Here is a 20065-nt window from a genome sequence, read left to right as displayed (position 1 = left end):
CAATCTGGCAAGTGCACTTGGCGCAATAGAAGCGCAGAAGAAAGGCACGATAGCGAAATACGAAGCCACACAGAAAGCGATCTGTGAACAGGATCAGGCTGCATGTACCCAGATGGTGAAGGACGTAGCCGGAACCGGACTGGACTTTGTACCGATTGTTGGTGATATAAAGGGTTTTGCGGAAGCCAATACGGCGATAGATTATCTTGCGGCCGCGATAGGGCTGATACCGGGAGCAGGAGATGTAGCAGGGAAAACCATCAGGGCGGCAGAAACAGCGCTGAAGAAAGGTGATGTGGCCGAAGCGTCGAGGCTGATCAATAAGGCCAGTAATGATGTCGTTTCGGTTAACTACTTTGGACAGGAGCGTAAATACTGGAGTGCTGAACCTGTCAATGTTAACGGCAATAAGGTTTATCAAAGGAATGATCTGTTTGATCCTAACGCAGTGGACTCCAGAGGAAGATCAAACATCCAAAGGATGGAAAAAGGGTTAGCTCCTTTGGATGCAAATGGCCAGTCAGTAAATCTTCATCATATGCTACAAAAACAGGATGGTCCGATAGCAGAAGTTACTCAAAGTTTTCATAAAGATAATCATAGTGTTATTCATATTAATGATAACAGCATACCTTCAGGCATTGATCGTAATGAATTTAATAAATGGCGTTCTGATTACTGGAAGCAAAGATCAAATGATTTTAAAAAGTAGGTCATTATGAGTATTGATAACGTTAGGAAAGCGATCTCTATAATAAATCAGCATCAAGAAGAGGCTGATTTTGAAGGAGTTAAAGAAGAAAGTTTGATTGCTCTTGCAGAAAAGATTCTTGATGTTGAATTCCCTGATAGTTATAGATTTTTCCTGAAAAATCTAGGCTGTGGGGATATCGCAGGGCAAGAATTCTATGGGGTAATCAAAGCAGATTTTATTAACTCCGGTATACCCGATGCTATATGGTTAACTATAAAAGAACGGCAAGAATCAAATTTACCAGAAAATTATGTAGTTATAAGCTCGACAGGTGATGGTGATTACGTTGTGTTGGACTGTAGCAATGATGGAAAAAATAAAGTTCTGCTATGGGCGCCGGGTATAAAAGTTCAAAAAACTGCCTTTAAACCATATTATGATGATTTTGGTGATTTCTTTTACGATCAAATTGCCACTACACTAAATTAATAAATCCCAGCCATCATGGCTAGGATTTTAACTTATAAACACAGCGAAGTACCCTAATTTCTGATCAGTGCGGCGGAGAAAATATCGACGGCTAAGCCGGGTTTACAGTTTACAGCACCGAGGGATCTGAATGAGCAGCCTTTAGGGAATCAGGTTAAGGAAAATCCGGCAAGTGGGAAAATATTGCCAGAAATGAATAATGATCCAAGATTCCCTTATTCTGCTGGGTTCCAGAAAATGCAAGTAACCCAAAAAAATTCAGAAGGAAAAAGTATCACTATTCATTAACTGGAGGAAAAGAGTGATGCAAAATAAGAAAATTAAACTCTTATTTTTATTAGTTTCTTTATGGGTAGTGGGGCTTTTAATTATCCTTGTAGGTGGTCGAGTACTTATATCTTTAGCATCCTATTTTTTAGTGGGTGATTTTGATTTTTATCGAAATGACTTAATTAGAGGAGCTGAAATATCAATCGGATGCGGGATTATTATTGGCGTAGGGCAATGCCTCATGTCGAAAGAGAAAACGGCCTCGCCTTCAAATCCTAAGTGACAAACCAAATGTCGGCGTTGATGTCGGGGTTTTTCTTTATAAGTCATTTAGTTATCCTTAATTCGCTAGCCGGATGATCAACTGCCTCGGCCCTGTGATCACCTCGATAACAGGGAAAGCGGGATGAAAGGTTAAGGAAGGCGGCGTGGTGGCTGCTGTGCCTGGTGATGTTCACCAGTGCGGTAGCGTGCACGGGGAAAAATGGTGCGGTCATCAAAGCGCAGCAGGAAAAACCGGTTGTAACCCATGGAAAGCATAGGGAAAAAGCGGGTTCATCGCCGGACTGTATACCGGATAACGTTGCTGTTGAGAATAATAATCTGGCTGTGCCTGCGCCATCGCTAATTCCTGTACCAGGTGTGCCGGTCGGACCTGGTGATAAAGTCGTCAAGGAGGCCAATGGCAATATTGCGTCCGGTCTGGATAGCATGCTGAATGGAATCGGCGATGCGCTTGATAAGGCAACGGAATGCTCGTTTGGTCGGGTATGTTCTTCTGATTCGGATAGCGACAACGAAACAAATCCAACCCTGGGTAAGGATTTGACTGATGATCAGAAAAATGAGATCGGTGGAACGGACATCTGGATATTACCAAATGAATATTGAATTAAAACAATTGAGATCGCTTGAGCTTGAGGATAGCTTAATTAATTATTGGCCAGAAGATCCCTTGAACTTTGGCTGTTGGGGCCGGGCAATGGTAGGACCCAGCGAGCAAAATGGTGCTGAATCTTTTGATATTTTGGTCTGTACACCAATCTGGCTTCAAAACGAACTGATTATTAATAAGATTTTATCAGGCAAAGGAACCATCATAGTCAGTGAATACAACTATGATGAGTTAATTACTTATTTAAAAATGCAGATAGCATCATGCGACTATAAGGATTGGTCCGAAGCAGCGCTTAAATTAAGCAGAATTGACTTTTGGGAGTATGAAAACTATCAATCTTGAACCTCTAATGCCAGCCCACCTGCGGCTGGCATTTTACTTTTTAACCAGTTTGTTCTTCTTGCAACCTCTACCGCCACGGTCACCGGGGTATCATTCCCAAACCCGGCCTCTGCCAGCCAGTTGCCCTTCAGGTTCAGGCTGGGGCAGCGGCTGTAACACATGGTCATATCTTTACGGTCTGCGTAACGGATGCTGGTATACTCCACCTTCAGCCGCCGTAACGCTTTGGAAATACTCACTTCTGGCTTAATATCCTGCGTAGCCATCCTTCTTAGTTGCTTATGGTCAGCGGGCTGGGGTGCTCCAACACCTCAGTTCCGCGTCTGTTAACTAATCCGTTTTACCAATCACGTTATCCAGCATCACCGTCACAAACTTCTGCTTCGTCATCGGCATCTGCCGGATCGCTTCGATCTGTTGCTCAAGCCGGGAGGTCGGGCCACGTTTCGATGTACGTCTTGCAGGCAGGCCCAGCAGTTCATCCAGCAACAGGTTAAGGATCTGCGACAGCGGCGGCAGCAGTGAAGCTCAAATCATGGGGGCAGGCCACACCCATCAGTTCGCATCGCTTACGCGTCGAGAGCTTCGGACAAATCTGGCGCAGTGCCTGTATTACTTCCGGCTCTGGCGAGGTCGATTTTATTGGCTGGTTTTCCCGCCACGGGTTTTACTCTGAATACAGAGTCCCATCTGCTTATGCAGATGGGTTATGCGTGTCGTTCACAGGTATGAAAAGCGCAGAAACAAAGAATACTTTTGAAAGCGGTAATGTGTTTTTTTATATACGTTTGGCCTTTCCATAACCGTCAGGATCTGCGGTTGCAGCGCGTTCATATTTCTCAATAGTACGCCGGGCGCTGGATAGCGATGAGGCTGACATAGTATCGAAGGCTCTGCCCGTCAGGGCGCTATCATCGGTGTAATGGGTGCTGGGATCTTTTGCCAGCGAGCGAACATCATAACGGCCCGGCTCTTGTCCGCGCTGCCTTTCTACCATGTGCTTCACGAATTTTTTCCCGACAGGCGGATAAGTCGTTGTAGTCAGAATATGCTCAATTTCATTCTGGCTCATGGTACGGACATGGCGCAAAGCCCATTGTGCATGAGGATCGGGACGCGCATCGTTTCGCTCCTGAATAACACTAAGCCTACCAGGATCAAGCTTGCTGTTATTCAGCGTGGTCACAATGGGAAGATGCTGCCAGGCATCCAGCAACACCGGATCCTCTTGCCGTTTATCCCCTAACAGCACCAATACATGATCGTTATCGTAGAGCGCATTCACCACGGGTTTATTGACCCCTTTGGCCGCAAGAAGCGTATAGGCCAGATCGGAAAACTCCTGACAATGTCCCCCTTGCACTCTCAGCGCAGTATGTCCCGTGGCATAGGCGCCATCGAGACCAGATGCGGACTGTGGAAAACTTTGTGCAAAGCGTTCGCGAACTTCATTGCCAAAGCGTTCCGAGGCACGGCTTGCCATAATACCGCGCATTGCGCTTTCGCCCTTGTCGGCGACGAGAGGTAACCACTGATTACCGCCATGGCCTAAATGTGCCCGGACTTGCTGTTGCGTTTGCGCTGCCAGATCCATGCTTTGGAGTGTTTGAGCTGAAACCAGCCTGACCTGACGCTGAAAGGGGCCGGATGCCTGCATTTGTGCAGCGCTAAGGACTTCGTGAGCAGACTGGGTGGAAGAGCCACTTTGCTGAGTCTGACGACTGCTGCCGATATTGAATATGCGCATCATCATTCTGCTCCAGATTCATGAGGAGTGAGCTGACTGACAATGCCCAGACGCTGCCCCAGCGTATGCGTATAAAGCGCTATATTTTCGTACAGTGCAATCAAAGCCTGTGGCTCTGCCGCGCTCATGGGTAAACGTGACCATATGACTATCTCCTCACTGATGGCCGAGGCCGCCACCACAACAGGGGGAGACTGTTCGTTCATTAAATTAGCCTGCAACAGTTCCCAAAGGAGAGTTGTGGCGTTCTCATCGTTTGCCCTGAAAGGTAGCAGGCAGCTCAGGGTGATATGCTCCTGGGGATAATGTAAAAACCGGAGCGACAGATCTGACCACATCACCAGTTCAAATGCTTCCTCGTCGCCGCGAATGGCAGGCTCCTGCTTGAGATAGGTAAATAAGGGTCGAAGCAGACCACTAAAAGATGTCGACATAAACTCTCCATTTTATTCATAACGCGCGTCAAATCGGCGTGGCCAGCACTGCCGGTTCTGAACGGACTGAAAATAATAAAGAGTAAGTGAGCATAAAAGCAGCCTGGTTCCATGGCCAGCAGGTTACAGAGTCAGCCTGCGGCGGTCATACCATGCTCGCCGCAGGTCGTGATATAAACAGTGAGACCGCACAGGTTAAGGCCATTAAGGATATTGCTGCTACGGCCGGGCAGGACGTTTCGCTGAATAAATAGGGCGGTGAGAGAGGGGGATCACGAGGCACCTCCATGTGCCTCGCCTTTCAGGCAGCAGAGCTGTGCAAAACGGCTATCCTGCCGTTTTGTCGAACCCTGTCGAGGCTTCTCACCCCCCTCTCCGGAGTGATATGCAAAAAAAAAAGTCTGAACTTTCGCTCAGACTTTCTCTTTAAATATGGCGGTGAGAGAGGGGGATCACGAGGGACGTCCATGTGCCTCGCCTTTCAGGCAGCGGAGCTGTGCAAAACGGCTATCCTGCCGTTTTGTCGAACCCTGTCGAGGCTTCTCACCCCTCTCTCCGGAGTGATATGCAAAAAAAAGTCTGAACTTTCGCTCAGACTTTCTCTTTAAATATGGCGGTGAGAGAGGGGGGATCACGAGGCACCTCCATGTGCCTCGCCTTTCAGGCAGCAGAGCTGTGCAAAACGGCTCTCCTGCCGTTTTGTCGAACCCTGTCGAGGCTTCTCACCCCTCTCTCCGGAGTGATATGCAAAAAAAAGTCTGAACTTTCGCTCAGACTTTCTCTTTAAATATGGCGGTGAGAGAGGGGTTCGAACCCTCGATACGTTGCCGTATACACACTTTCCAGGCGTGCTCCTTCAGCCACTCGGACACCTCACCGTTTTATGCCGCAACCAGGTTGCTGACGGGCGCTAATGTAGGCAAAAGCAGGACGCGGGTCAACACTCTTTCTCGCCTTTTCTGCACGTTTAGCCAGTTTTAGAACAGATCGCTGCTTAAATCGCCAAAAGAGCCAGCTGTGGCGGCGAAACAGGATATCAGGCGCGCATTCTACCGCGCAGCGTGCATAATAATGCGCTTTAAATGGCAAGATAATCACGGGGTCTGATGTGAACACCTCCTTACCACGTCCTGTAGCAGCGTCGCCTTCCGGCACCAGCGCGCTGTTCTTTATCCAGATATTCGCCACGCTTGGCTTTGCAGTTCTCTACTCCACGCTGGTGCTCTATGCAACCAAACGTCTTGGCTTTAGCGAAGGGCAGGCCAACGCGATGATGGGCGTGTTTGGTGCATTCAATTACGGGCTGCATCTGTTTGGCGGCTACCTTGGCGGACGCTACCTGAGTAATCGTAACCTCTTTGTGCTGGGTATGGTGCTCCAGGTGGCAGGGTGCTGGGTCTTATCCGGGCAGAGCGCCGAAGGTCTTTACTGGGGACTGGCTATGTTCCTCACCGGTAGCGGGCTGAACGTGACCTGCATCAATATGATGCTGACCCAGCGCTTCACCCCGGAGGATAACCGCCGTGAAAGTGCGTTCCTCTGGAACTACGCAGGGATGAACCTCGGCTTCTTTATCGGCTTTACCGGCGCGGGCTATTTCCAGCTCACGGAGCATTACAAAGCACTGTTCCTGTTTGCCACTATCGGCAATGCGGTGGCGATTGTTATCTCGGTAATGCGCTGGAAAATCCTGGCCGATATCGATACGCCGCTGCTGCACGTCACTAAAAAGCAGTTCCGCCTGCGCATGGCAATTGGTCTGGCTGTGCTGGTGCTGCTGGTGCCCTTGATCCGTATCATGCTGACGCACGCTGACTTTACCGGCACCTTTGTTATCGGCCTGGGCGCGGCAATCTTCGTGCTGCTGGGCATTACCACGCTGCGTCATCGTCCGCGTGAAGAGCAGCGTAAGATGGCGGCCTATCTGCTGCTGGCGATGGGGTCGCTGGTGTTCTGGACGCTCTATCAGCTGGCCCCGATGGGGCTGATGCTGTTCACCGAGCACAATATTGCACTTAACGTCTGGGGCATTCAGGTTGCGCCGCAATGGGTGCAGAACATCAATACGCTGACGATCGTTTTTGGTGGTCCGCTGCTGGCACTGGGCTTCCGCAATCTGCGTGAGCGCGGCTGGCGCATCGATATTCCTCTGCAATTTGCCTCTTCGCTGTTCTTTATCGGCCTGGGCATGTTGGTGCTGCCGCTCGGCATCATGCTGGCTGGCGGCGACGGCATGGTCGCCTTTAAATGGATTGCTGTCAGCTATCTGCTGCAAAGCATCGGTGAACTGCTGATCTCGCCAATAGGCTACGCGATGATCGGCAAACTGGCGCCGGTGCGCTATCAGGGGATCATGATGGGCTGCTGGATGATGGTGACGGGAGTGGCCTCGGTGCTGGCGGGTTATGTCTCCGGCCTGATGCCGGAAAATAGCGGCAGTACGCCAGCGCTGACCAATCCCGGCTACAGCCATATCTTCAGTCTGCTGGGGTGGGGCAGTGCGGCGGTGGGGCTGGTTTTATTGCTGCTGATGCCGCTGCTGCGCAAGCTTATCCAGGCCCGCGACCCGTCCGCTAAGGTAGTGTGAGCAACGCAACAATTTAGCTTGCCACAGGGCTGGTTTTCCCCGAGCCTGAAGAAAAAAGGAGAGCAATGTGGATATCATTTTTTATCACCCCTCGTTTAATGCAGAGAAGTGGATCAATGGCTTACAGCAGCGTCTTCCCCAGGCGCGTATTCGTGCCTGGCAGGCGGGCGACACGGGGCCAGCCGACTATGCGCTGGTACGCCAGCCGCCGGTAGAGATGCTGAAGGGCCGTAAAGAGCTGAAGGGCGTGTTTGCGCTTGGCGCGGGCGTGGATGATATCCTCGGGCAGCTTCGCCAGCATCCGGAGATGCTGGCCGAAGGCGTTCCGCTGTTTCGTCTGGAAGATACCGGCATGGCACGGCAGATGCAGGAGTATGCGGTTTATCACGTGCTCGGCTGGTTCCGCCGCTTTACGGAGTATCAGCAGCAGAAAGCGCAGGCGCTGTGGCAGTCGCTGCCAAACCCGTCCCGCGCAGCGTTCAGCATCGGCATTTTAGGGGCAGGCGTACTGGGAAGCAGCGTGGCAGAGAGCCTTAAAGTATGGGGATTCCCGGTGCGCTGCTGGAGCCGTTCGCCGAAAGAACTGCCTGGCATCACCAGCTTTCACGGTGCAGAGCAGCTTGGTGAGTTTCTCTCCGGAACCCAGGTTTTAATTAATCTCTTACCCAATACGCCGCAAACGGAAGGCATCCTTAACCGTGCGCTGCTCAGCCAGCTGAAACCTCAGGCGTTCCTGCTCAATCTGGCGCGTGGCGCGCATCTGGTTGAGGAGGATCTGCTGGCGGCGATGGCGGCAGGGGAGATCAGGGCGGCGGCGCTGGATGTGTTTGTCCGCGAGCCGCTGGATAAGCAGCATCCTTTCTGGGCGCATCCGGATATTGCCATCACTCCCCATAATGCCGCTGTAACCTTGCCAGAAGAAGCTATGGACTACATCGCTAAATCCGTTCTTCAGCAGGAAGCGGGCGAAATGCCTGCCGGTCTGGTGGATGTGAAGCGCGGATATTGAGTCATTGCCGGGCAGGAATGCTATTCTTGCCCTAAGCCAAAAGGAGAATCTATGTACCCCGTTGACCTTCATATGCATACCGTTGCCAGCACCCATGCCTACAGCACGCTGCGTGATTATGTAGTTCAGGCGCAAACTTGTGGCGTGAAGCTGCTCGCCATCACCGACCATGGCCCGGATATGGCGGATGCGCCACACTACTGGCATTTTGTGAATATGCGCGTCTGGCCGCGCGTGGTGGACGGCGTGGGCATCCTGCGCGGCATCGAAGCCAATATCAAAAATATTCATGGGGAGATCGACTGTACCGGCCCGATGATGGATGCCATGGACATTGTGGTGGCTGGCTTCCACGAGCCGGTCTTTGCCCCGCGTGATAAAGCTACCCATACTGAAGCGATGATTGCTGCGATGGCCAGCGGCAACGTGCATATCATCAGCCATCCGGGGAACCCGAAATACCCGATCGATATCCCGGCAGTGGCTGAAGCGGCGGCGAAATATAATGTAGCGCTGGAGCTGAACAACTCCTCCTTTACCACCTCCCGGCCGGGCAGCGAGCCTAATTGCCGCGCTATCGTTGCCGCCGTGCGCGATGCCGGTGGATGGATCTCCTGCGGCTCTGATTCCCACACCGCCTTCACGCTGGGCAATTTTGAACACTGCCTGCGGATCATGAAGGAAGTGGATTTCCCGGAGGATCGCGTATTAAATGTTTCGCCGCGCCGTTTGCTGGATTTCCTGGAGCAGCGGACCGGAAAAAGCATTACTGAATTTGCTCAACTGTGACACTGTCACGAATAACCGCTGAAGGGATTGCCCGACATGAATGAATTTTCCATCATCTGCCGTATTCTTGGCTCGCTCTATAATCGCCAGCCTCAGGATCCGCTGCTGGTGCCGCTGTTTACGATGCTGCGCGAAGGCAAGCTGCAACAGCACTGGCCGCTGGAGCAGGATGAACTGCTGACCCGCTTGCAGGAAAACAGCGATCCGCAGTCGCTGGCTGCTGATTACAATGCGCTGTTTGTTGGCAGCGAATGCAAGGTGCCGCCCTACGGATCGCACTGGGATAACGGCCCGCAGGAGAGCGAGATCCGCAGTTTTCTGCAAAGCCGGGGTATGCCTTTAGGGGAGGCACCAGCCGACCATATTGGCGCGCTGCTGCTGGCGGCATCATGGCTGGAAGATCAGTCTCAGGCCGATGAGATCCAGGCGCAGATTACGCTGTTTGATGACTATTTACTGCCGTGGTGCGGTCAGTTCCTGGGCAAAGTCGAAGCGCATGCTGCCACAGCCTTCTACCGCACGCTGGCTGCGTTAAGCCGCGAGGCGATTCAGGCGATGCGGGATGAGCTGGAAGAGGAAGGGGAAATCTGATCTCCTTGCTCCCACTGATAAAAAAGCACCCCATTCCTGGGGTGCTTTTTTTTTGGCCTGTTACTGCCGCCAGTGAGGCTGAGCGGAACCCAGCGGCGTGGCTGAACGCGACCAGGCCAGCGGCGTTCCCGGCAGCCAGACCGGCGAGCGCAGGCGGTAGCCGATACCCCAGCGGGTAATCTCCGTTTCAACATTATTATCGTGAGGTTGAGCAGGCCCAAGGCCCTGAGGTTGTTCCGTATCCGGAAGCGGATTTTCCATCAGCAGGCAGGCGGTTCTGGCAAGCGACAGCCGCGCGGTAAAGCCCGTATTGTTTAGCCGCCGCTGGCGCAGCCCTTCCAGCACGGCAGCGGCCATCAGGTAGCCTGTTGCATGATCCAGTGCCTGAACGGGCAGCGGGCAGGGCGCGTCGCTCATTTTCCACAGCCTGCCGCTGTCGGCAATGCCGCAGCCCATCTGCACCAGGCTGTCAAAGCCGCGCCGGTTGCGCCACGGCCCTTTCCAGCCCCATGCATTAAGGCTGACGTCGATCAGCCCCGGCGACAGGGTTTGCAGAGTCTCGCTGTCATAGCCCAGCCCGCTAAGCGCATCGGCGCGGTAGCTGTGCACCAGCACATCCGCTTCGGCGATCAGTGCCTCGAACTGACTGCGTCCCGCTGAAGATGTCAGATCCAGCCTGGCGCAGCGTTTGCCCAGAGTAATCTCCTCTTCCAGCGTCGGCTCTTGCCACCCGTGTGGATCAAGGCGCAGCACATCCGCGCCCAGGCCCGCCAGAAAACGGGTGGCGACCGGCCCGGCGATGATGCGGGTCAAATCCAGTACACGAACGCCGAGCAGAGGACGCGCAGGCAGTAAACGCCAGCGCGGTGCTGCGGCCTCCTGCTCTACCCCCTGCGCAATCAGCGCTTCACCCTGTACGGCACGCCCCTGAGGATGCGCCTGCCACTCTGACACGCTACGCATTTCAGCTGCACACCCTTTTGCCGCAATCACGGCTTCTTCCAGCGCCGTTTTATCCCACTGGCGAACGGCTTTCGCCAGACTGGCCCGGTCGGCATGTTTACCCAGCACGCTTTCCATGGCCGCGCGATGATGGGGGGCGTTAGTATGCAGACGGATCCAGCCATCACGCGTGGCATAATCCCCCGCCAGGGGATCCCACAGCGCGGGCGCGGAACGGTTGATCGGCATGAAACTCTGCTGAAACCAGCGTGAAGCCAGGCGGGTATCAACCTCCATCTGACGGGAATTATGGACCAGTTCAGCGGCGGCCTGCATCGCCAGCGCCATGCTGGTTCCCGCAAGCTCAGTTACCGGATAGAGTGAAGAGAACCGCTCCCCGCCGTGAAACTTTACCGCTGGCAGCGGCGTATCTGGGGTGCGCAGCCCGTACCAGAGCTGCTGCCAGAGTGTGGTGATAAACCCATTATCCATTGCTTTCTCCCTTTGCTGATGTTTAACACCTTAGCAATGAAAGTCGCTTTTTGCCTGGCGCTAACGCAGGCGGCGGAACTTCGGCAGTCGGGCGTGCATGCGTAAATTTCGCAGGTTAACTACCGCAATCGCGGTACCCACAATCACCAGCAGCGCACCAACAATTTTGAAAATGTTCATGCTGTCACCCAGCACCACCACGCCCAAAATCACGGCCAGTACCGGCGTCAGCAGCGAGTAGGGCATAATCAGGTTGACGTTATAGCTGCGCAGCAGCCAGTACCAAAGGGAATAGGCGATGATTGACGAGAAAATAGCGCTGTAGAGGATGCCGAACCAGCCACGCCAGCTTGAGTGCATCAGGCTGGTTATCTGGTCTGATTCCAGCAGAAACGAGGCCAGCCCGACCACGGGAATCGCCAGAAAAGAGAGCCAGCCGGTCATGGTCAGCGGTTTTATGGCAGGAGATTTCTTCACCAGCATGTTACTGACAGCCCAACCCGCTGCGCTGCACAGCAGCAGACAAAGCACCCACCATGCCGGAATGGTCGGGCTGCCTGCCAGCACCACCACGCCCGTTAGCGAAACGACAATGCCGGTCAGTTGCACCACCGACAGCTTCTCTTTCAGGATCACCATTGCCAGAATCATCGCGAAAGGCGTGCCGAGCTGCACCACAATGGCGCCAGTCCCTGCATCGGTATATTTCATTCCGACAAACAGCAAGGAAAAATGCAGGAAGCCAAAGGTAAAGGCCAACGGCACCAGATAACGCAGCTGCGCGCGGTTAACGCGGGTAAAAGGCACCAGAATCAGCGCGACCACCACAAAGCGCATCAGGGTAAGGAACAGCGGAGGGAGGTCGATCAGCCCCCATTTGATGGCAACGTTGTTAAAGGCCCAGAGGGTTACCACCAGCAGAATAAGTAAAAAATGACGCAAAGCCACGAGAGAGTCCTGTTGTGCGTGAGATCACCTTTTTATCATGGCATGATTCGCCAGCAAATTAAGCACAGAAGGGAGATTTATTTCCGCCCTTTCAGCCTGTTGTTGCGCCAGAGATTATGCTTTTTGCTGACTTATCTTAAAGAAAAAGTGATGAGACAGGCCGCCGTCAGCGTGCCATCATAGCGCTTTGGAGCCTCTGCTTGTCGGCAGGGAGCGTTGAAATTGATAAGGATGGCCCCCGCTATGCGTTCTTCTCTTCCTCTGGCTATTATCCAGCTTGAAGCCCCACCTGAAGCCGTCAGCAATCTCGTAGGCGAACAGCAGCACTGGTTTATCGCCGCGCTGGGCCTGAAGCCTGGTGAATACAGCGTTGTGCGCCCCGATCTGGGCGAAGCGCTGCCGGAGCCGGGTACAGTTTCTGCTGCTATTCTCAGCGGCTCCTGGGCAATGGTCACCGATCATGCTGAATGGAGCGAAAGGACGGCCGCCTGGATCCGCAGCGCCGTGGAGCAGGCGCTGCCGCTGCTGGGCGTTTGTTATGGCCATCAGCTGATGGCTTATGCGCTGGGCGGCGTGGTGGATGATAATCCGCGAGGCTGGGAGCGGGGACTGCAACAGCTTGAGATGAACGAAAATGCGCAGCACGATCCCTTATTAAACGTGCTGCCAGTGCATTTTTCCGCATGGCTTTCGCATCGCCAGTCGGTTATTCAGCCCCCTCCGGGCGCCCAGGTGCTGGCTGCCTCGGCGCTGGAGGAGTGCCAGATTATCCGTTATACCCCGCAGGCGCTCTCCGTGCAGTTTCATCCTGAATTTACCGGCCAGATCATGACCGCCTGCCTGCAAAACAGCCAGAGCAGCGAGGCGTTAAGCAGCCTGATGGTTCATCAGCAGGAACCCGGTACGCCGCTGCAACTGTTGCAGGATTTCTGGCAGCAGCATCGTCAGCTCAGCAAGCTCGCCTGAATTTTCTCCCCATTGAGTGCTGGCCGCTACGTTAACAGCGGGCTGGCACTCTTTGCTCTCTGCGCCCAGTCACCGGCGTGAATCACGCACGGCTTCACTTCTTTCCCTACCGCAGAGCATCACTCTCCTGGCTGACTGGCAGTGGGCAGTGGGCAGTGGGCAGTGGGCAGTGGGCAGTGCGCTGTGCGGCATCTCACACTGACAGCCTGGCCTGCTGTTTTCCTGACGTCCCGGTCACAGTTTCCCGGCTGGTAATCTGACATGCTCGCGTTATTGCAATAATGTTAATCACGAGTTATTTCATTGTTAAGTTCGCCAGGGCGCGCTTATCCAGAGGAGAACCACGATGCGCTATGCCTATCCGGGTACGAAAGAGTCTTTAATTACGCTGAAAGCACAGTACGGCAACTTCATTAACGGTGAGTTTGTTCCGCCGGTGAAGGGGGCCTATTTTTCTGACACCTCGCCCGTTAACGGATCGGTCATTGGCGAATTTCCTCGCTCCGGTATAGAGGATGTGGAAAATGCGCTGGATGCGGCCCATGCCGCAGCTGAAGCCTGGGGGAAAACCTCTGTTCAGGTTCGTTCGTTAACGCTGCTGAAAATTGCCGACCGGCTGGAAGAGAATCTTGAGTTTATTGCGGTTAACGAAACCTGGGATAACGGCAAGCCGGTACGTGAAACGCTGGCGGCTGACCTGCCGCTGGCGGTGGATCATTTCCGTTACTTTGCTGGCTGCCTGCGCGCGCAGGAGGGCACGGCAGCGGAGATTGATGAATTTACCGCAGCCTATCATTTCCACGAACCGCTGGGCGTGGTCGCGCAAATTATCCCCTGGAACTTCCCGCTGTTGATGGCAGCCTGGAAGCTGGCTCCGGCGCTGGCTGCCGGTAACTGCGTTATTCTGAAACCGGCCGAGCAGACGCCGCTTTCCATTACGCTCTTTGTTGAACTGATTGCCGATCTGCTGCCCAAAGGGGTACTAAACGTTATCCACGGCTACGGTCGTGAAGCGGGTGAGGCGCTGGCGGGCAACCCGCGCATTGCCAAAGTTGCCTTTACCGGATCAACCGCAACGGGTACCCATATCCTGGAGCTGGCGGCAAAAAACCTGATCCCCTCTACGGTAGAGCTGGGCGGTAAATCCCCCAATATTTTCTTTGAAGATATTATGCAGGCGGAACCCTCATTCATTGAGAAAGCGGCAGAGGGTGTGGTGCTGGGCTTTCTGAACCAGGGCGAGGTATGTACCTGTCCTTCCCGTGCGCTGGTACAGGAGTCGATCTATGAACCCTTTATGGAAGCGGTATTAAAAAGGGTGAAGACTATCAAGCGGGGCGATCCGATGGATACCGAGACGATGGTCGGCGCGCAGGCTTCACAGCAGCAGTTCGATAAAATCCTCTCTTATCTGGAAATTGCCCGCCAGGAAGGGGCAGAAGTGCTGACGGGTGGCGGTGTTGAGAAGCTGGAAGGTGAACTCTCTACCGGTTACTACATTCAGCCTACGCTGCTGAAAGGTAACAACAGCATGCGCGTGTTTCAGGAAGAGATCTTCGGGCCGGTAATAGGTATCACCACCTTTAAGGATGAGGCAGAAGCGATCGCCATCGCTAATGATTCGATTTATGGCCTGGGGGCTGGCGTCTGGACGCGGGATATCAATCGCGCTTATCGCGTGGGCAGGGCGCTTAAAGCCGGGCGTGTCTGGACTAACTGTTATCATCTCTATCCGGCGCACGCCGCGTTTGGCGGTTACAAAAAATCGGGTATTGGCCGCGAAACGCATAAAATGATGCTCGATCACTATCAGCAAACTAAAAACCTGCTGGTGAGCTACAGCATAGAGCCGCTGGGCTTTTTCTGATTGTGAATGTAATGAAAAAGGGTCGCGCAGCGGCCCTTTTAGTTCACCCGTTAAATTGCACTTGATAAGCAGTGACTGAATCCTGCTCCTCTTCTGCCTGAGCATCCCGCTCACGCTCTGCGGTATTAGCGATCAAGCGGCTCCGGGCGGGCATGCCGGATAATACCCTGTACTAATGGGTTCAGCATATTATCACCCTGATACCAGCACCCACCTTTTGGCTTCCCTCCTTCAGCCAGCCTTGCGCTGCGCCAGCAAATCGACGATATGCTCTTCCGCCACGGCCTGAGAAAACAGATAGCCCTGTAGCTGATTGCAACCCGCTTCAGGCAGTGCGGCCATCTGTATCTGGGTTTCTACCCCTTCTGCTGTCACAGTGAGTCCCACCGCCTGACCCAGCTTCACCAGGAACTTAATAATGCTATAGCGTTCTCCGTTACGCCCAGCTACTGGGTGAAAGACCGATCGATTCTGTTTTTATCTACAGAGAAGTGGCTCAGCGCATTCAGTTCATCTTTGAGTCAGCCGGGGCCGGAAAAGTATGACAAACAATCCTTCAGCAACAGCGATGTATTGCAGATAAAGAGCCGGAAAAATGATTCGCGCCATCAAACTGTTTTGTGTGCGGAAAAGAAATCAGAAGCGTTTTTACCATCAGATTTATCCTGTTTTCCTGGGGGGTACAGCGGCAAATCCCCATCAGGATCGTCTGGCGAAGCGGTGCAATGGCAGGAAAAATCTGTAACGAATTTTGCGAAGAATTTTACTGCATCAGGAAAGAAGGCGGGTTCAGCACAGCAAGAGGCGCTGTAAAGTATGCCTTTTTTATGCGGCCGAATAACAATCGCGGAGAACAGGTTAAGACTATTCTTAGAAGACGTAGTCGTCTGACATCTTTTCCGGCTCAGCTTCTTCTTAGAATGGTGTTTTGTTGATGCCTGGTTGAAGGTGTAATTATTGTATAAATAAGTCTTTCAGAAAATAAATTAAGCTCACTTGAGTATGATAAGTTTCATTTTAAATAAACACTTTCCCGAATGAGTATTCATTAATATTTTATTTATTTCGGGTTGACTGGAGTTTAAAGCGTAACGCTTGAAACAAAGAAACACGATTATGATTATCGACTGGCATTATTCTTAATAAGTATCTTCTTAAAAAAACGCCATTGATTTCCTCTCCTGTTTGTTGTTAATTAAAAACATTCTGTTCCAGTAAGAGAAAAAACTCATGTCAGCCAGATTATTGTCTGTGATTATCCCTGCCTATAACGTAAGTAATTATATTATTGAATGTGTAGATTCATTACTTTGCCAAATTCCTGCGCCCAATGAACTCATTATTATTAATGATGGTTCAACGGATAATACGCTGGCCCTGATTGAGCAAAAATATGGCGAAGTAGAGAACGTAAAAATCGTCACTATTGCCAACGGCGGATTGGGCAACGCCCGTGATGTCGGCATTCAGATGGCGCAGGGGGACTTTATTTTCTGCTGTGACCCGGACGATGTGGTCTGTGACGGCCTGTACCGGGAGCTGAGCGAAACCGTTAACCGCCATCCGGAAATTGAGCTGTTTTGCTTTAATTCGCTTATGTTTGAAGATGATGATTCTGGCCGCACCTATGGCAAAGTGGAGCACCGTGAATTCGGCTTAATGGATCCTCAGGCCGTCTTCAGTTCATTATTGCGCTCCGGTGCCTATACCTCAGCCACATGGAATTACGTCCTGAAAAAAGATGTTATTAATACATTTAATTTAAAATATGTTAAGCGCCTGCATGAGGACCACTGTTTTACGCTGGAAGCATTTCTGCGCGCGCGGAGTGCCTTTGTCAGCCAGAACCTTTACTATAAGCAACGTATTCGCAGCGGCTCATTAACCAATAGCGTAAAAAGCGACAGTTTTTTCCGTCAGCGGTATGATGCATTTATCTGCTCTTATGAAAAATTAATTTCCTTAGTGGAAGATAAAAAAACGCAGGCGGAATTGCGCCGGCTCTATCTGATCCACTCCTTTAAGCTGATGATTAACCTGGCCCTGGCGGATAACCGACGCGTGCCCGATTACATTATGCACTCTATTCATTATTTCGGGAAAAGTCTGAAACCAGGCTCAACGGCTAACTGGCTACTGTTAAGAAGGCCAGAATTATACTCTAATCTGATCAAAGTCAGGCAGATTCTGCGCGGTATGACATCATGATAAGGTTAATGGCTGATGGCTAAGGTATTTGATAAAAGTTTAGTAATTAATATTTTTTCCCTGTTAGGGCTGCGTGGCGCTTCGTTTATTTTTCCACTGGTTACCTTACCCTATCTGGCTCGCGTGCTTGGCGTGGAGCACATGGGGGTGCTGGCTTTAGGCCTGGCCTGCGTCATGTATTGCAGCACCATCTCTGACTGGGGCTTTAACGTCTACACCACCAAAGATATTGCCATGCATCGCGAGGACAAGCAGAAGGTGACCCAGCTCTTCTGGTCCACCTTTAATGCCAAGCTGATTATGGGAACCTGCACGCTGGCGCTTCTGCTGCTGGCAACCTGGTTTAACCCGCACTGGCATAATCTGTTCTATATCGTGCTGGCTAACTCTACGGTGCTCTATGGACAACTGCTCTCTTTTGGCTGGCTGATGCAGGGGTTTGAGAAGCTGGGTAAAACCGCGCTGATCTCTACGGTGGGGCAGTTCTGTTCCATTCCGCTGACCTTTCTGCTGGTGAAAACGCCGGAAGATACCTGGCTGGCCGCGCTGATCCCCGGCGTGACCGCAACCATTACCGCTGTTATCACGCTCTATTTTGTGGTCACCATGCGCGTTATCGGTTTTTACCGCTTCGAGCCGAAAGAGATCTTCCAGCGCATCAAAGACAGCCTGCATGTTTTCCTGGCGATTGCCGGTGCCAACCTGTTCAATAACATTAACGTGTTGATCCTGGCCAGCATGACCAGCAACTATATGGTGGGTTTGTACAACGGAGCTGACCGCCTGAAAAAAGCGGCAAACACGCTACCAGAACAGATCGGCAACGCCTTTTTCCCACGGGTGAGCTATCTGTTCCATAAGGATCCGCACGCGGTGATCCATGCAACGCGAAAGAGTATTACCTTCTCCTTCGCTATCAGCGTGTTTATCGTGGTGTTTACGTTTTTCTTTGCAGATCTGATAGTGCGGCTGCTGCTCGGCCCTGATTTCCACGAGTCGGCAAACGTGTTGCGGGTAGCGGTATGTGGCTTTATTTTCGGTAACGTCAGCTATCCGGCAGGGCTGCAAATCCTTATTCCACACGGCCTGGCAAAGCAGCGAATGCACGTCATGTTTATTGTTGGCCTGATCAACATCCCGGTCTGCTGTCTGATGGCGTGGAAGTTTGGTGCTATCGGTGCGGCCAGTTCGCTGGTGTTTTCAGAGTTCCTGGTCTTCCTGGGTATTCTGCGCATTATGATCAAGCACGGTATTCTTAACAGCTACCTGCTGCGCGAAAGCCCAAAGGGGTTTGAGGCGCCGCGCAACGAAAATGCAGGCTGACGCGGCGCTCGTGCTTTAGCTTTTATCAGCCTGTCTGGCGGCGAGCTTTTTCTGCCGCCAGTTCAGCAGGGGCGTAACGGAGATCCCATGTACCACTACGCTGGCGACAACCAGCGTCAGGGCCATATTCGCCATTCTGGTCATTTCATCCCCCTCCACGCCGTGGGTGTAGGCCCAGGCAATGTAGTTGATGCTGCCTATTCCCCTGATACCTAACCAGCCGATAATAAGCCGCTGTCCCCGTGGCGCTTTCATCCCTGTGGTGGCTATCCAGACCGCAGCGGGACGGATCACCACAAACAGCAGGGCGGCCATTATCAGCCCCTGAGGGTCCCAGTGCTGCGCCAGGGTGATCCCCAGCACAATGATGATCCCCGCCGCAAATAACCGCTCTACCGTGTCACCAAAGGAGAGGGCATCGCCCACTACCAGCCCGACGGCGTTGGCGGGATTGGTTTCCCCCACTTCATGACGCACATGGGGGTTCACCAGCACCTCTGCGGGGGGACGATTATCACTGTCGTTAAAACAGTCTGCGGGCTGGCGATAAATAACCCGCATTTCTGCACGACGCAGGCCTACACCGGCGGCAAAGGCTGCCAGAAAACCGGAAGAATCCAGCGACTGTGCGGCGGTATAGCTCAGCGCGATCAGCGCCAGCGCCAGAAAATCATTAGGCGCCACATCCTGATGCGTATGGCGCAGGTGAGTGATGTACTGACCGACAAATCGTCCTAACAGGAAGCCGATGCCCAGGCCGCCGATAATCGCCCAGACCACATCCACCAGCGCCCACTCGCCTAACATCTCTGGGGAAACGCCACCCTGAGTGGTCAGCAGCATCACGGCCAGCATCAGCAGCGGAAGCGCCGTGCCGTCGTTCATGCCCGCCTCGCTGGAGAGCGAGACGCGCAGGTTGTCATCATCACGCGCATCGTTGACTGAAATCAGACTGGCAAGCACCGGATCCGTTGGTGCCACAATGGCTCCAAACGCCAGTGAGAACATCCAGGAAAGCCCGGCAATATAGTGGGCGGCCAGGGTAACGCCCGCCACGGTCAGCAGCATCCCCGGAAACGCCAGCCTTAACCCTAATCGCCAACCCTGACTTCTGAATGGAATGCGCAGCTTCAGCCCGGTGATAAACAGCGAGGCGGCCATAGCAATTTCAGTAAGATGTCTGGTGAGGTCAGCATGCGCAGCGATGTCGATGTGCAGGAGATCCAGCACCCACGGCCCGCAGGCAATGCCCGTAGCCAGATAGATAGCAAAGGAGGTCACAGGCCCGCGCGTTATCCATCCCGACGCCAGTGACATTATCAATAACAAGCCGCCAGTCACGGCAGTCCAACCCAAAAATCCCATTGTTGCTCCCCGGTAAGTATTCAACCTTACAGTATGGACGCTAATAGCGAGACGCGGGAGGGAGCTGAGTGAATCGGCCTGTTTTAGTTATAAAGTGAGCCGCT

Annotated in this window: 22 protein-coding genes, 1 tRNA gene and 1 pseudogene; 15 read left to right on the top strand and 9 right to left on the bottom strand. The window is 52.8% G+C overall.

What is annotated here, in order from left to right:
* The 5 genes from AAH450_RS07005 to AAH450_RS06985 form a co-directional block, all read left to right on the top strand.
* A partial coding sequence (locus AAH450_RS07005; RefSeq protein ID WP_463322701.1) for an HNH/ENDO VII family nuclease occupies positions 1–712 on the top strand: 712 nt, incomplete at its 5' end.
* A 6-nt stretch (positions 713–718) separates the two neighbouring features.
* Positions 719–1183 (top strand): SMI1/KNR4 family protein, encoded by a 465-nt coding sequence (locus tag AAH450_RS07000; RefSeq protein WP_342909532.1) that lies wholly within the window; start codon positions 719–721, stop codon positions 1181–1183.
* A 304-nt stretch (positions 1184–1487) separates the two neighbouring features.
* On the top strand, positions 1488–1736 hold the full coding sequence (locus AAH450_RS06995) for a hypothetical protein (protein ID WP_342909531.1): 249 nt from the start codon (positions 1488–1490) through the stop codon (positions 1734–1736).
* Positions 1737–1903: 167 nt separating this feature from the next.
* On the top strand, positions 1904–2344 hold the full coding sequence (locus AAH450_RS06990) for a hypothetical protein (protein WP_342909530.1): 441 nt from the start codon (positions 1904–1906) through the stop codon (positions 2342–2344).
* Positions 2334–2693, top strand: coding sequence for an Imm8 family immunity protein (locus AAH450_RS06985; protein WP_342909529.1), 360 nt, complete (start codon positions 2334–2336; stop codon positions 2691–2693). The genes AAH450_RS06990 and AAH450_RS06985 overlap by 11 nt, the downstream gene beginning before the upstream one ends.
* On the opposite strand, the gene AAH450_RS06980 is transcribed toward AAH450_RS06985, so the two are convergent.
* From AAH450_RS06980 to AAH450_RS06965, 4 genes and pseudogenes are all read right to left on the bottom strand, one after another.
* Positions 2684–2932, bottom strand: coding sequence for a SymE family type I addiction module toxin (locus tag AAH450_RS06980; RefSeq protein ID WP_342909528.1), 249 nt, complete (start codon positions 2930–2932; stop codon positions 2684–2686). The genes AAH450_RS06985 and AAH450_RS06980 overlap by 10 nt on opposite strands.
* Before the next feature lie 91 nt (positions 2933–3023).
* Positions 3024–3221 (bottom strand): annotated as a pseudogene (locus tag AAH450_RS06975) (transcriptional regulator); the annotation flags it as partial.
* Between the two features lie 250 nt (positions 3222–3471).
* Positions 3472–4446, bottom strand: coding sequence for a hypothetical protein (locus tag AAH450_RS06970; RefSeq protein ID WP_342909527.1), 975 nt, complete (start codon positions 4444–4446; stop codon positions 3472–3474).
* Positions 4443–4874: a CesT family type III secretion system chaperone gene (locus tag AAH450_RS06965; RefSeq protein ID WP_342909526.1), complete on the bottom strand. Its 432-nt coding sequence runs from the start codon at positions 4872–4874 to the stop codon at positions 4443–4445. The genes AAH450_RS06970 and AAH450_RS06965 overlap by 4 nt, the downstream gene beginning before the upstream one ends.
* A gap of 86 nt (positions 4875–4960) precedes the next feature.
* On the opposite strand from AAH450_RS06965, the gene AAH450_RS06960 reads away from it, so the two are divergent.
* Positions 4961–5128 carry a hypothetical protein gene (locus tag AAH450_RS06960; protein ID WP_342909525.1) on the top strand — a complete coding sequence of 56 codons (168 nt, stop codon included), beginning with the start codon at positions 4961–4963 and terminating at the stop codon, positions 5126–5128.
* A gap of 536 nt (positions 5129–5664) precedes the next feature.
* Here the strand turns inward: AAH450_RS06960 and AAH450_RS06955 are convergent.
* Positions 5665–5752 (bottom strand) — tRNA-Ser (locus AAH450_RS06955).
* 230 nt (positions 5753–5982) lie between these two features.
* On the opposite strand from AAH450_RS06955, the gene AAH450_RS06950 reads away from it, so the two are divergent.
* The 4 genes from AAH450_RS06950 (at position 5983) to AAH450_RS06935 (ending at position 9850) form a co-directional block, all read left to right on the top strand.
* The gene (locus AAH450_RS06950; protein ID WP_342909524.1) at positions 5983–7461 is read left to right on the top strand and encodes a peptide MFS transporter; all 1479 of its coding nucleotides are present in this window, start codon (positions 5983–5985) and stop codon (positions 7459–7461) included.
* Positions 7462–7528: 67 nt separating this feature from the next.
* The gene (gene ghrA / locus AAH450_RS06945) at positions 7529–8470 is read left to right on the top strand and encodes a glyoxylate/hydroxypyruvate reductase GhrA (RefSeq protein WP_342909523.1); all 942 of its coding nucleotides are present in this window, start codon (positions 7529–7531) and stop codon (positions 8468–8470) included.
* Between the two features lie 51 nt (positions 8471–8521).
* Positions 8522–9259 (top strand): phosphatase, encoded by a 738-nt coding sequence (locus AAH450_RS06940; protein WP_342909522.1) that lies wholly within the window; start codon positions 8522–8524, stop codon positions 9257–9259.
* Between the two features lie 36 nt (positions 9260–9295).
* The gene (locus AAH450_RS06935) at positions 9296–9850 is read left to right on the top strand and encodes a TorD/DmsD family molecular chaperone (protein ID WP_342909521.1); all 555 of its coding nucleotides are present in this window, start codon (positions 9296–9298) and stop codon (positions 9848–9850) included.
* 60 nt (positions 9851–9910) lie between these two features.
* Here AAH450_RS06935 and AAH450_RS06930 read toward each other — a convergent pair whose 3' ends face one another.
* Both AAH450_RS06930 and AAH450_RS06925 read right to left on the bottom strand, forming a co-directional pair.
* Entirely contained in the window at positions 9911–11284 is a 1374-nt protein-coding gene (locus tag AAH450_RS06930) for a CoA transferase (RefSeq protein ID WP_342909520.1), read from the bottom strand.
* Between the two features lie 60 nt (positions 11285–11344).
* Positions 11345–12232, bottom strand: a complete 888-nt coding sequence (locus tag AAH450_RS06925) for a DMT family transporter (RefSeq protein WP_342909519.1) — start codon at positions 12230–12232, stop codon at positions 11345–11347.
* Positions 12233–12475: 243 nt separating this feature from the next.
* Here AAH450_RS06925 and AAH450_RS06920 point away from each other — a divergent pair, with 243 nt between their 5' ends.
* Positions 12476–13198, top strand: coding sequence for a glutamine amidotransferase (locus AAH450_RS06920; protein ID WP_342909518.1), 723 nt, complete (start codon positions 12476–12478; stop codon positions 13196–13198).
* A 346-nt stretch (positions 13199–13544) separates the two neighbouring features.
* On the top strand, positions 13545–15065 hold the full coding sequence (gene exaC / locus AAH450_RS06915) for an acetaldehyde dehydrogenase ExaC (RefSeq protein WP_342909517.1): 1521 nt from the start codon (positions 13545–13547) through the stop codon (positions 15063–15065).
* Positions 15066–15296: 231 nt separating this feature from the next.
* Here the strand turns inward: exaC and AAH450_RS06910 are convergent, their stop codons facing one another.
* Positions 15297–15470: an EAL domain-containing protein gene (locus tag AAH450_RS06910; RefSeq protein ID WP_342909516.1), complete on the bottom strand. Its 174-nt coding sequence runs from the start codon at positions 15468–15470 to the stop codon at positions 15297–15299.
* Positions 15471–15518: 48 nt separating this feature from the next.
* On the opposite strand from AAH450_RS06910, the gene AAH450_RS06905 reads away from it, so the two are divergent.
* From AAH450_RS06905 to AAH450_RS06895, 3 genes are all read left to right on the top strand, one after another.
* Positions 15519–15878, top strand: coding sequence for a hypothetical protein (locus tag AAH450_RS06905; protein ID WP_342909515.1), 360 nt, complete (start codon positions 15519–15521; stop codon positions 15876–15878).
* Positions 15879–16295: 417 nt separating this feature from the next.
* Positions 16296–17273 (top strand): glycosyltransferase family 2 protein, encoded by a 978-nt coding sequence (locus tag AAH450_RS06900; RefSeq protein ID WP_342909514.1) that lies wholly within the window; start codon positions 16296–16298, stop codon positions 17271–17273.
* A 15-nt stretch (positions 17274–17288) separates the two neighbouring features.
* Entirely contained in the window at positions 17289–18596 is a 1308-nt protein-coding gene (locus AAH450_RS06895; protein WP_342909513.1) for a flippase, read from the top strand.
* Between the two features lie 15 nt (positions 18597–18611).
* Here the strand turns inward: AAH450_RS06895 and AAH450_RS06890 are convergent, their stop codons facing one another.
* Entirely contained in the window at positions 18612–19961 is a 1350-nt protein-coding gene (locus tag AAH450_RS06890) for a cation:proton antiporter (RefSeq protein ID WP_342909512.1), read from the bottom strand.
* Positions 19962–20065 lie beyond the last annotated feature (104 nt).

This window comes from Erwinia magellanica (assembly GCF_039023495.1).
Lineage (GTDB): Bacteria > Pseudomonadota > Gammaproteobacteria > Enterobacterales > Enterobacteriaceae > Erwinia.
This window is presented reverse-complemented; position numbering and strand designations above follow the sequence as displayed.